9 protein-coding genes are annotated in these 12,538 nt (G+C 63.3%); 5 read left to right on the top strand and 4 right to left on the bottom strand.

The genetic code is table 11. The annotated features are described in order from the left end of the window. Positions 1-81 precede the first annotated feature (81 nt). Positions 82-2,388 (bottom strand): TonB-dependent siderophore receptor, encoded by a 2,307-nt coding sequence (locus P6U23_RS20505; protein ID WP_407174355.1) that lies wholly within the window; start codon positions 2,386-2,388, stop codon positions 82-84. A gap of 108 nt (positions 2,389-2,496) precedes the next feature. On the opposite strand from P6U23_RS20505, the gene P6U23_RS20510 reads away from it, so the two are divergent. The 5 genes from P6U23_RS20510 to P6U23_RS20530 all read left to right on the top strand — a co-directional run bounded on the left by P6U23_RS20510 (position 2,497) and on the right by P6U23_RS20530 (position 8,933). Beyond that, entirely contained in the window at positions 2,497-2,892 is a 396-nt protein-coding gene (locus P6U23_RS20510; RefSeq protein ID WP_407174357.1) for a hypothetical protein, read from the top strand. Positions 2,893-3,037: 145 nt separating this feature from the next. Beyond that, a complete protein-coding gene (locus P6U23_RS20515; protein WP_407174359.1) occupies positions 3,038-3,832 on the top strand; it encodes a hypothetical protein in 795 nt (264 codons plus the stop codon). Between the two features lie 492 nt (positions 3,833-4,324). Further along, on the top strand, positions 4,325-5,344 hold the full coding sequence (locus tag P6U23_RS20520; RefSeq protein ID WP_407174361.1) for a TRAP transporter substrate-binding protein: 1,020 nt from the start codon (positions 4,325-4,327) through the stop codon (positions 5,342-5,344). 11 nt (positions 5,345-5,355) lie between these two features. Then, positions 5,356-7,257, top strand: coding sequence for a TRAP transporter large permease subunit (locus P6U23_RS20525; RefSeq protein WP_407174363.1), 1,902 nt, complete (start codon positions 5,356-5,358; stop codon positions 7,255-7,257). A gap of 26 nt (positions 7,258-7,283) precedes the next feature. Further along, on the top strand, positions 7,284-8,933 hold the full coding sequence (locus tag P6U23_RS20530) for an acyl-CoA synthetase (protein WP_407174365.1): 1,650 nt from the start codon (positions 7,284-7,286) through the stop codon (positions 8,931-8,933). Between the two features lie 60 nt (positions 8,934-8,993). Here P6U23_RS20530 and P6U23_RS20535 read toward each other — a convergent pair whose 3' ends face one another. The 3 genes from P6U23_RS20535 to metG are packed head-to-tail and all read right to left on the bottom strand — an operon-like array spanning position 8,994 to position 12,517. Then, on the bottom strand, positions 8,994-9,791 hold the full coding sequence (locus P6U23_RS20535) for an MBL fold metallo-hydrolase (protein ID WP_407174367.1): 798 nt from the start codon (positions 9,789-9,791) through the stop codon (positions 8,994-8,996). Beyond that, positions 9,788-10,576 carry a TatD family hydrolase gene (locus P6U23_RS20540; protein WP_407174369.1) on the bottom strand — a complete coding sequence of 263 codons (789 nt, stop codon included), beginning with the start codon at positions 10,574-10,576 and terminating at the stop codon, positions 9,788-9,790. The genes P6U23_RS20535 and P6U23_RS20540 overlap by 4 nt, the downstream gene beginning before the upstream one ends. Positions 10,577-10,588: 12 nt before the next feature. Next, positions 10,589-12,517: a methionine--tRNA ligase gene (gene metG, locus P6U23_RS20545; protein ID WP_407174371.1), complete on the bottom strand. Its 1,929-nt coding sequence runs from the start codon at positions 12,515-12,517 to the stop codon at positions 10,589-10,591. Positions 12,518-12,538 lie beyond the last annotated feature (21 nt).

The raw sequence follows: 12,538 nt of genomic DNA on the forward strand, positions 1-12,538 counted from the left end.
GTGTGTCTCACTAGCGAGGGTGGACGCCGCTCGTCGATCGACCCGCGGCGTCGAATTGTCGCGCTTGGAGATGTTCTAAATTCACCAGCGATAGGTCAGCCTGGCGACTGCCTTGCGGCCTTCGGCGTAGAAGCAACCCGACAGGCTGTAGCAGGCGGCGACATAGCGCGTATCGGCGATGTTGGTGACGTTCAGCGCCAGGCGGTAATTGTCCTTGCTGTAGGCGATCAGCGCGTCTGCCACCGTCGAGGCGCCAACCCTGAAGGTGTTGGCGTCGTCGCCCCAGGTCGCGCCGACATAGCGGATGCCGCCGCCGAACTGCACGCCGGCGAGCGGCCCGCCCTGCAGCGTGTAGTCGCTCCACAGCGAGAAGCGATTGAGCGGCACCGTGCTCGGCGTGTTGCCGACATTCACCGGATCTTGCGTGACCACCGCATCGACGTAGGCGTAGGCGGCGCGCAGATTCCAGCCCTCGGCCAGCGACGCCGTCCCTTCGAGCTCGATGCCCCGCGATCTCACCTGTCCGGTCTGTTCGGCGGTGTAGAGGGGAGGCGGATAGGTGACGACGTTGTCGCGCGTCAGGTCGAATGCGGCCAACGTGAACAGCGCGTTGAGTCCGACCGGCTGGTATTTGACGCCGACCTCGTATTGAACGCCGGTCTCCGGCTTCAGCAACTGGCCCGCGGCATCGGCCGCGAGCACCGGCAGGAACGATTCGGAATAGCTGAAATAGGGCGCGAGGCCGTTGTCAAAATTATACATCACGGCGGCGCGGCCGGTGAAGGCGGAGGCATCGGTCGAGGCGGTGGTGTTGGCAAGGCCGCTGTCCACCGTCGTCGTCACGAAATCCTGGCGCCCGCCGAGCTGGAACGACACCCGGCCGATCTTGATCTGGTCCTGAGCGTAGAGCCCGACCTGCGATTGCTTGATGCCGGTATCGTCGGTAAGGCCGCCGATGGTCCAGTCGTTGCTGTAGACCGGGGCGAACACGTTGATATCGGGGCTCGAGGTCGTCACCGCATAGGCGGTGTCGCGGAAGGATGTGTTGCGGTAGTCGAGGCCGACCAGCGTCGTATGGCCGAGGAGGCCGGTGGTGAACTTGCCCTGGAGCTGGTTGTCGACCGCGAATGAATTGATGGTCGAGTTGCTCGTGCTGCCGGCGCGCGCCAGCAGGCCCGCGGCTTCGTCTGCATAGCCAGCGCCGTAGAACACCTTCTCCTCGTTGTGCTGCCAAGCATAGCGCAGGTTCTGCCGGAACGTGATGGCGTCGTTGAAGTCGTGCGAGAACTGATAGCCGGCCGTGGCGATCTCGGTGTTGAATGCATCGAAATTAGGAACGCCCGCGAAGAACGAGGTTGGGATGATGCGGCCGTTATTGGGCCACACCGTGCCCGAGGCCGGCAGAAACTGCAGACCCCAGCCCGCTCTGTCCCTTTGGTAATTGGCCAGAAACGTGATGGTGGTGTCGTCGTTCGGCTTGACGGTGACGGCGGGTGCGATGAAGACGCGGTTGTCCTTGGTGAAGTCGACCTGGGTTTCGCCGTCGCGGACAAGCCCGGTCAGGCGCCACAGCACCGTGCCTTCCTTGTTGGCGGCTCCGCCGGCGTCGAACTGGCCCTGGTAGCGGTTGAAGCTGCCGCCCGAGACGGATATCTCGCCGAATTGCTGCGCCGTCGGCAGCTTGCTCACATAGTTGAGGATGCCGCCGGTGCCGCTGCCGCCATACATGGCCGAGGAGGGCCCCTTCAGCACTTCGAGCCGCTCGGCGCCGTAGGGATCGAGGCCGTTGAAATGAACGTAGTTGGAGGCGGGCAAGCGCAGGCCGTCGAGATAGAGGCCGGGCATGGTCATATCGAAACCGCGGATCTGCAGGCCGCCGAAGCGCGTGTCTGATCCGCCATTGACGTCGCCGCTGACGCCTGCGGTGTAGCGCAGCGCGGCGCCGATCGATTCGGCGCCCTGGTTTCTGACCTGGTCGGTGGTGATGACGGAGATCGACTGCGGGGTCTCGATGATCGGAGTGTCGGTCTTGGTCGCGGTGCCGCTGCGGGTTGCGACGAAGCCATGGACCGGACCATTGGCGCGCTCGCCAGCACCGGCACCTGACGCGGTTGCGACCGCCGCAGCTTCGGGCGAACGTGCGGCGCGGCTGGTGCGCGCCGCTCGCGCGGCTGCAGCGCGGCGGGATGACTGGACGGCATGGGAGCGCGTGCGCTGCTGCGGAGCATCCACGGTGACCGGGGGAAGTGACGCCTGCGCCTGCGCGGTGCCACCGGGCAGCGAGAGCTCAAGTGCGCCGATCGCTCCGACGCAGATCACTTGCACGTAGATCAGTTGTAGTAGGTGCAGCCGAGTGTTGAACCGCGAGTGAGATGCAGTTGCTGTCACGCTGTGATGCTCCGAATGTGCCGGCTTCGCCGGTATGATTTTTGGTCGCCCGCTCTATCGCAGGCATCTTCGGAGCACGATGGGGGATGGTCTGGAATTGCTCCAGGTTTGCGCGGTGCGCGCGCAGATGTTGCTGTGATCGCTGGAATTAGCAACGCTCGCTGCGACAATCTGTCCCGCGACGGCTTTGGTGACAACGTGCAGCAGAACGCGTCTCGTCCGAGCGATAGCGAATCCGAGCGTCAAGCTGACTTCGCAGATTATCGATGGTGCTGGCGCTTCGAACGCATGCAGCAATCGTGTTCGCAGTCCCTCAGGATCTCGACTGCTCGACTATTAGTGCAGGTGTGCGAGGAAGCGGACAAGCTCTACCACTTCGAAATGAAGAAACCGGAAAACAGAGAGAAGATGTGGCGCCTGCAGGACGACTGGATGAGCGCAAAAGAGGCCATGACGTTCGATGAATGGCGTCTCCGTGTGAGAGAACGAAAGCGCAATCTATAGTCATTATGAGGACCGACGAAGTAAGGAGGAGGACCGGTTCCGGGCCAGAATGAATCCCTCGCGTTGCCGGATTTGAGTCGCATTGCGACCCAGGTCCCGGGTCAAAGGTCATAGCCGGGCGGGGCGCAACACCGGGGGGTGTGCCATGTCCGGTCATTTGCGATTTTCGTTCGCCGCTTTTCTTTTCCTCGCCGCGGGTCTGTCGACATCACCTGCATCTTCGAATCCCTTCGCCAACCTGTTCTCCCCCGATACCGCCGCTGCTCCGGAAGCCACTGCACCCGCGCGCCCTGAAGACGAGTGCTTGCCGCAACCCGGCAAGTCCACGGCGGACGGCCAGCACTGGGTCTACCGTTTCGACGGCCAACGCAAATGCTGGTTCCAGGCTGCCGAAGGGACCGCGACGAAGAAGCAAGTTCGTCGCCACGCCGCGAAAAATGCTGCCTCTCGCAACGAGAACGAGGCCACGTCGCACAAGCGGAAAGCGGTCGTGGATGCGCGTGCGGAGTTGCTACGCTCCGCGGCGCCAGCGGAACCGCTCCAGCCGGCGCCGCCACCGCCGGAGCTCGAGGTGGTCGATGCGGCTCCCGTCCATGTTACCGGAGCCGCGACGCTCGTGCCTCCGGCGCCGGTCATCGCCAAGCCCGCCAGCGACCAGCTCACGCCTGATCATCCCACGCCCCGCCAGGTCGACGTCGAGAAGCTTCTGGTGGCCGCGCCGGCCGCCAGCGACGCGGTTGGCGCCTCAGTGCCTCCGGTGACCTCAGTGCCTCCGGCGACTTCGGTGCCTCCGGCCGCCCCAATTGCCGTTTCCATGGCCGAGGCGGGCGACCAGGGGCGAGGGTGGACGACGACCTGGCTCGGCGTGCTGCTGCTGGCGCTCGGGTTCGTCTTCCTCTTGAGCTCAAGCCGGACTCTTCGGGGAGTGTTTGGCATCTGACCGGTCGGACGACTTCCCGATCCGAGGACGGAGGCCCGCGCCGCCTTTCGTCTTGGGCGGAGTACGTTCAAATCGGCCGACGTGTTGGGAAGAGCCGGTGATGTTTCAGCCGAGCTTTCCGGTCCGGAGCGTAGCTGGTGCAGGAATCGCGTGTGAAGGGAATGCAGACATCTGGCGGCCGCTACGACAAGACATCCGCTGACGTCAGCCGCATCTATGATTCGCATAAGGTATATTATGGAATATATTTATATCGAATAAGATCAGACATTTACGCCAAAATCCTGGTGCGTCGCGTCAATATGGGCGATCGCGGCCAGTTTCCTGACACCCGCTGGACCCTACGCGCTCACTTCTCAGAAAGCCGATATTGCCGTCCGCCACGCACGCTGCAATAAGCGCTCGTGACGGGATCAAGGCTGACCCCGACCCACCCGCTGCGCCGCAGTTCGTATTGCGACCACAACAACAAGAAGCTTCAGGGAGAATGAGATGAGCTTTTCACGACGCACACTGTTGAAGGCTTCCGCTGCCTCGGCGGTCCTGGGCGGTCTCGGAGCCCCAATGGTGGCGCGGGCTCAGGCGGCCGAGTTCTCGTACAAATACGCCAATAACCTGCCGGACACCCATCCGATGAACACGCGCGCCAAGGAGATGGCCGCGGCGATCAAGGCTGAGACCAACGGGCGTTTCGAGCTCCAGATCTTTCCGAATAACCAGCTCGGCTCCGATACCGATATGTTGAGCCAGGTCCGCTCCGGCGGCATCGAGTTCTTCACGCTGTCGGGTCTGATCCTGTCGACGCTCGTGCCGGCGGCCTCGATCAACGGCATCGGCTTTGCGTTCCCGGACTACGATACGGTCTGGAAGGCCATGGATGGCGACCTCGGCGCTCATGTGCGCGGCGAGATCAACAAGGCCGGCCTCGAGGTCATGGACAAGATCTGGGACAATGGCTTCAGGCAGACCACGTCCTCGACCAGGCCGATCAATGGCCCGGACGACTTCAAGGGCTTCAAGATCCGCGTTCCGGTCTCGCCGCTCTGGACCTCGATGTTCAAGGCCTTCGACGCGGCGCCCGCTTCGATCAACTTCAGCGAAGTCTATTCGGCGCTGCAGACCAAGGTGGTCGAGGGCCAGGAAAATCCACTGGCGATCATCTCGACCGCCAAGCTCTACGAGGTGCAGAAATACTGCTCGCTGACCAATCATATGTGGGACGGGTTCTGGTTCCTGGGCAATCGCCGCGCCTGGCAGGCCGTGCCGGCCGACATGCGTGCGATCGTCGCCAAGCACATCAATGCGGCGGCGGTGAACGAGCGTGCCGATGTCGCCAAGCTGAATGCGAATCTGCAACAGGAACTGGCGGCCAAGGGCCTCGTCTTCAATCAGCCGGCCACGGCACCATTCCGCGACAAGCTCAAGGCCGCCGGATTCTACGCCGAATGGAAAGGTAAATACGGCGAGCAGGCCTGGGCGCTCCTGGAAAAGGCGGTCGGCAAGCTGTCGTAACGGGTGCCGCCATGGCCCAGGTCCAAATCACGGAAGTCGAGATCACGGAAGCTGCGGTCGGTGAGGTGACCTTGAAATCGCCTCGCCGCCCTTCCCTTGTGGCATCGATCGAACGGGGGCTGGGGCTGATGGTCGAGATCCCGGCAGCGATCCTGGTCGTTGCCGAGATCGTCATCCTGTTTGCTGGCGTGGTGTCGCGGTACGGATTGCGGCAGCCTCTGATCTGGTCGGACGAACTGGCCTCGATCCTGTTCCTGTGGTTGGCCATGCTGGGCGCGGCGGTCGCATTCCGGCGTTCCGAACACATGCGGATGACCGCTATCGTGGGCAGCGCCAGTCCGCCTGTACGGGCCTATCTCGACGTGGTCGCGACCTGCGCGGAGCTGGCCTTCCTGCTGCTGATCGTCTGGCCGGCCTACGAATACGCTTACGACGAAAGCTTCATCACGACGCCAGCGCTGCAGATCCCCAATATCTGGCGCGCGCTGGCGCTGCCGATCGGTAGTTGCCTGATGGCGCTGTTTGCGCTGTTGCGGCTGGCACGGAGCGGCAACGTCAAGCTGGTGCTCGCGGCGGCGATTTCCGTGGCCGCCTTGATCGGGCTGTTCTGGCTGGCCCAGCCGTGGCTGCGGCCGCTCGGCAATCTCAACCTGGTGATCTTCTTCGTCGGCGTTGCCGGCTTTTGCGTGTTCGCTGGCGTACCGATCGCATTCGGCTTTGGGCTTGCCGTGTTCGGCTATCTCGCGCTGACCACGCGCACGCCGCTGTCGGTGCTCGTCGGGCGGATGGATGAGGGCATGAGCCATTTGATCCTACTCTCGGTGCCGCTGTTCGTCTTCCTGGGACTTCTGATCGAGATGACGGGCATGGCGCGGGCCATGGTCGCGTTCCTGGCGAACGTCCTCGGCCATGTCCGTGGCGGCCTGCACTATGTGCTGGTCGGCGCGATGTACCTGGTGTCGGGCATTTCCGGCTCGAAGGCCGCCGACATGGCCGCTGTCGCGCCGGTGCTGTTTCCCGAGATGAAGCAGCGCGGCGCCAAACCCGGCGATCTCGTCGCCCTGCTCGCTGCGACCGGCGCGCAGACCGAAACCATTCCGCCGAGCCTTGTGCTGATCACCATCGGTTCGGTCACGGGCGTGTCGATCTCGGCGCTGTTCACCGGCGGTCTCTTGCCCGCCGTGGTGTTGGCGGTCACGCTGTCGGCGCTGGTGTGGTGGCGCTACCGCAAGGAGGATTTGAGCCACGTCCGCCGGGCGGGCTTCGGCGAGGTGGTGCGCTCGCTAATCGTCGCCCTGCCCGCACTTGCCCTGCCCTTCGTGATCCGCGCCGCGGTCGTGGAAGGGGTGGCAACGGCGACCGAAGTCTCGACCATCGGCATTGTATACGGCCTTGTCGTCGGGCTCCTGGTCTATCGCCGCTTCGACTGGAGACGGCTGATGCCGATGCTGATCGAGACGGCCTCGCTCTCCGGCGCCATCCTGCTGATCATCGGCACCGCGACGGGCATGGCCTGGGGGCTAACGCAATCCGGATTTTCCCGCGCGCTCGCCGCCGCCATGACCGGCCTGCCCGGCGGCGCCGCATCGTTTATCGCGGTGTCGATCGTGGCCTTCACCATTCTCGGCAGCGTGCTGGAAGGTATTCCTGCCGTCGTGCTGTTCGGCCCGCTTCTGTTCCCGATCGCGCGGACCGTCGGCGTCCACGAGGTGCACTATGCCATGATCATCATCCTGGCCATGGGCATCGGATTGTTCGCTCCGCCCTTCGGCGTAGGGTATTATGCGGCCTGCGCGATCGGGCGGGTTGATCCGGCGCAAGGCATCCGGCCGATCTGGGGTTATTTGCTCGCGCTCCTGGTCGGACTTATCATCGTCGCTGTATTTCCATGGATCTCGATCGGGTTCCTGTAAGTTTTTTTATAAACGGGAGGTGGCCGATGGATGGGAAAGTGAACCAATACGATATCGGTCTGGACAAGAACGCCGCCAACTACGTGCCGCTGACGCCGTTGAGCTTCCTTGCGCGCAGCGCCGCCGTCTACCCCGACCACACCAGCACGGTCTATGAAGGCCGCCGCTTCACCTGGGCCGAGACCTACGCGCGCTGCCGGCGCTTTGCCTCCTATCTCGCCGCGCACGGCATCGGTGGCGGCGATACCGTGGCGGCGATGCTGCCCAACGTGCCCGCGATGAACGAAGCGCATTTCGCGGTGCCGATGACGGGCGCTGTGCTGAACACGCTGAACATCCGCCTCGATGCACCCTCGATCGCATTCCAGCTCGATCACGGCGGCGCCAGGATCATCCTGGTTGACCCGGAATTCGCGGACGTGATCAGCGAGGCGCTCAAGCTGATGAGCGGGCCGAAGCCGCTCGTGATCGACGTCGATGATTCGTCCTTCGCCGGCGGCAGGCGGATCGGCGACATCGAATATGAGGCCGCCCTCGCGCAAGGCGACGCCAGCTTCGTCCCGCGCTATCCCGACGACGAGTGGAACGCGATCGCCCTGAGCTATACGTCGGGTACAACCGGCAATCCCAAGGGCGTCGTGACGCATCATCGCGGAGCCTATCTGAACGCCGTGAGCAACATCCTCGCAGGTGGGCTCGGCGAGCATCCGGTCTATCTCTGGACGCTGCCGATGTTCCACTGCAACGGCTGGTGCTTCCCGTGGACAGTTGCCGCCGCCGCCGGCGTCAATGTTTGTCTGCGCAAGGTCGAGCCGACAAAGATCTTCGAGCTGATCAAGACGCACGGCGTCACCCACATGTGCGGCGCGCCGATCGTGTACAACACGCTGATCAATGCCCCCGACGCGCCCAAGGGCACGGCCGCGCGACGCGTAGCCGGCCTGATCGCGGGTGCGGCACCGCCGGTCGCGGTGCTCGAGGGCGCCGAGCGCATCGGCATCAAGCTCACCCACGTCTACGGCCTCACCGAGGTCTATGGTCCCGCCTCCGTCTGCGCCGAGCAGCCCGGCTGGGATGAGTTGCCGGCCGCCGAGCGCGCGCAGATGAAGCGGCGGCAGGGCGTGTCCTATCCGCTGGAGGAAGCCGTTACCGTGCTCGATCCGGAAACCATGCGCGAGGTGCCGCGCGACGGGCAGACCATCGGCGAGGTCATGTTCCGCGGCAACATCGTCATGAAGGGCTATTTGAAGAACGAGAAGGCGACCAGGGAAGCCTTTGCGGGGGGCTGGTTTCACACCGGCGATCTCGGCGTGCTCGACCAGCACGGCTATGTCATCATCAAGGACCGCTCCAAGGACATCATCATCTCCGGCGGCGAGAATGTTTCGTCCGTCGAGGTCGAGGATGTTCTCTACAAACATCCCGCCGTCCTGTTCGCCGCCGTGGTGGCAAAACCCGATCCGAAATGGGGTGAAGTGCCCTGTGCCTTCGTCGAATTGAAGGAGGGCGCCAACGCCACCGAAGCCGAGATCATCGCCTATTGCCGCAGCCAAATGTCCGGCTTCAAGACGCCCAAGATGGTGGTGTTCGGGCCGATCCCGAAGACTTCGACAGGGAAGATCCAGAAATTCCTGCTGCGCAACCAGATGCAGTCGGCGAAGGCGATTTCGGCATAGCGCTTGCTGTCATTCCGGGGCGCCTCGCGGAGGCGAACCCGGAATGACAGCCTTCGGCCGTCACCCCACCTCCAACCTCATTCCGTCGTAGGCTGGCACCACGTTCTCCGGCAGCTTGTGCCGCAGCACCTCGTAGTCGAGATCGGAATGCAGGTTGGTGATCACTGCCCGGCGCGGCTTGAAGCGATCGATCCAGGATAGAGCGTCGTCGACGCTGAAATGACTGGGATGCGGCGCATAGCGCAGCGCGTCGACGATCCAGAGATCGAGATCTTCCAGGAACGGCCAGCTCTCCTGTGGGATGTCGTTGAGATCAGGCGAATAGGCAGCGTTGCCAATGCGATAGCCGAGCGCCGGGATGTTGCCGTGCTGCACCTGGAAGGCCGACATGGTCACCGTGCCGCCCTTGCCTTCGATGTTGCGGCTTTCGTTGGCTTCGATCCCATGCCGCTCCAGGATCGGCGGATAGTCGCTGCCTTCCGGCGAAATGAAGCAGTAGGAGAACCGCGCCATGATGTCCTTGGCGGTGGATTGATTGAAATAGGTCGGAATGCGCCGACGCTGGTGGATCACCACCGAGCGGAGATCGTCGATCCCATGCGTCTGGTCGGCATGCTCATGCGTCAGGAAGACCGCGTCGAGGTGATCGACATTGGCATCGATCAATTGCTCGCGCAGATCAGGCGAGGTGTCGATCACGATGCGCGTGACGCCCTGCCCGGTGACCCGTTCGACCAGAAGCGAGCAGCGGCGCCGGCGATTTTTCGGATTGTTCGGATCGCACCGGCCCCAGCCGAGCGCCGGGCGCGGAACGCCGGCCGACGAGCCGCAGCCGAGAATTGTGAGTGTGAGCGTCATGCTGTCTGCGGCGCCGGCACTTTCGAGAACAGGCGGAAGAAATTCTCACTGGTCTGGCGCGAAATCTCCTCGAGCGACACGCCGCGTACCTCCGCCAGCACCTTGGCGACCTCAACGACATAGGCCGGCTCGTTGCGCTTGCCGCGGAATTTGCCGGGCGCGAGATAAGGAGAGTCGGTTTCGACCATGATGCGGTCGGCGGGCAGCTCAGCGGCCAGCGCGCGCAAATTCTCGGACTTCTTGAACGTCAGAATGCCCGTGAATGAGATCGAAAGGCCCAATTCGATTGCCTTCATCGCAAGGTCCCGCCCACCAGTGTAGCAATGCAGCACGGCGCGAAAAGGTCCCTTAGCGACTTCCTCTTCCAGGATGCGGCGGCAATCCTCATCGGCCTCGCGGGTGTGGATGACAAGCGGCAGACCGGTCAGGCGCGCGGCCGCGATATGGGCGCGGAAGCCGCGCGCCTGTGCCGCCGGCGAGCCATTGTCATAGAAATAGTCGAGCCCCGCCTCCCCCAGCGCCACGACTTTCGGATGCCGGGTCAGCTCGGCCAGTTCATCAGGGGAAATGCCATCCTCTTCATCTGCATGATGCGGATGGGTGCCAACCGAGCAATAGACATTGGGAAAGCGCTCGGCGATCGCGATGAGCGCCGACAACTGTCGCACCCGTGTCGAGATCGTGACCATGCGGCCGATCCCCGCCTCGGCGGCGCGCGCCACGATCCCGTCGAGGTCGCCGGTGAAGTCTGGAAAATCCAGGTGGCAGTGACTGTCGACAAGCATGAACGAACCGCCTTAAGCCGCTGTAGGCTCGATATAACGCGGGAATACGGCCTGCGGTGCCGGCAACTTCGTGCCGGATGCGATCCGCGTTGTCCCGCCGAGCGTCGCAAAATTGCGCTCGCTCTCGGGGATACCGAGGCTGTCGAGCAGTTTTGCAGCGGCCGCCGGCATCACCGGCTGGGTCAATATAGCGATCTGCCTGATCACTTCCGCCGTCACGTAGAGCACGGTGCGTTGGCGCGCGGGATCCGTCTTGGCCAGCGCCCATGGCGCCTCGCCCGCGAAATAGCGGTTGGCTTCGGCAACCGCCGACCACACGGTGTTCAGCCATTGATGGATCTGCTGGGTCGCCATGGCGCTGCGCGACGCCGCGATCATCGCATCGGCCTCGGCGAGGATCGACTTGTCGCTGTCGCTGAAGCTGCCCGGCTCGGGCAGCACGCCGCCGAGTTGCTTCGCGATCATCGACAACGAACGCTGCGCCAGATTGCCGAGGTCATTGGCGAGATCGGCATTGATGCGCGCGACGATGGCTTCGTGGTTGTAATTGCCGTCCTGGCCGAACGGCACCTCGCGCAGGAAGAAATAGCGTATCTGATCGACGCCATACTGGTCGGCGAGATTGAAGGGGTCGACGACATTGCCGACCGACTTCGACATCTTCTCGCCCCTGTTGAACAGGAAGCCATGCGCGTAGACCCGCTTCTGCACGGGAATGCCCGCCGACATCAGAAACGCCGGCCAGTAGACCGCGTGAAAGCGGATGATGTCCTTGCCGATGACATGCACATCGGCCGGCCAATAGCGCCAGTTCGGATCGCCCTCATCGGGGAAACCGACGCCGGTGATGTAATTGGTGAGCGCATCGACCCAGACATACATCACGTGCTTGGGAGCGTCGGGCACCTTGACGCCCCAATCGAACGTGGTGCGCGAGATCGAGAGATCGCGCAGGCCGCTCTTCACGAAGCTGATCACCTCGTTCTTGCGCGCGTCGGGGCCGATGAAATCCGGCTGCGACTCGTAGAGCGCAAGCAGCCTGTCCTGATAGGCCGACAGACGAAAGAAATAGCTCTCCTCCTCCACCCACTCGACCGGCGTGCCCTGCGGGCCGAGGCGCACCCCATCCTCGCCGAGCCTCGTCTCTTCCTCGGCGTAATAGGCCTCGTCGCGCACCGAGTACCAGCCCGAATAGCTGTCGAGATAGATGTCGCCATTCTCGGCCATGCGCCGCCAGATCTCCTGGCTGGAGCGATGGTGCTGCTCTTCCGTGGTGCGGATGAAGCGGTCGAAGGAAACATTGAGACGCTCGTCCATGTCCTTGAACCGCGCCGCATTCCTGGTGGCGAGCTCGTGCGGCAGCATGCCTTCGTTCTGCGCGGTCTGAATCATCTTCAGACCGTGCTCGTCCGTGCCGGTCAGGAAGAACACATCCTTGCCGTCAAGCCGCTGGAAGCGCGCCAGCGCGTCCGTTGCAATCGCCTCATAGGCGTGTCCGATATGCGGATTTCCATTGGGATAGGCGATGGCCGTCGTGATGTAGAAGCGGTTGCCGCGGGAGGTTGCCTGCGGCGTCCCAACGGTTGCAGCTTTTGGCGTGGCGGCACGCGCTGGCTTGGCAACGGCCGATTTGGCGGTCTTTGCTCTTGGTGCGGCCGCGTTCGAAGCCGCCGCCGTCTTTGGAGCTTTTTTCACGCTCCTCGTCGCGGTCTTTGACGCGGATCGGGCCTTGGCAGCCGTCTTGGCCGCCTTCCTGGCCTTTCCTGCCTTCTTGACGCCGCGCTTCACCTTTTTGGCGGAGCCCGTTGCTTTCTTGACAGCGCGCTTGGCTTTGGCGCGTTTCTTGGTCGCCGCTGCGGCGGACTTGCGCGTGCGCTTCTTGCCCACTTTCTTCGCGGCTTTCTTGGTCGTCTTCTTGGCAATTGTCTTACGCGCTGCCACCGCAAATGTCCTTGGTTTGAG

It is taken from the genome of Bradyrhizobium sp. STM 3562 (assembly GCF_045571435.1).
GTDB lineage: Bacteria > Pseudomonadota > Alphaproteobacteria > Rhizobiales > Xanthobacteraceae > Bradyrhizobium.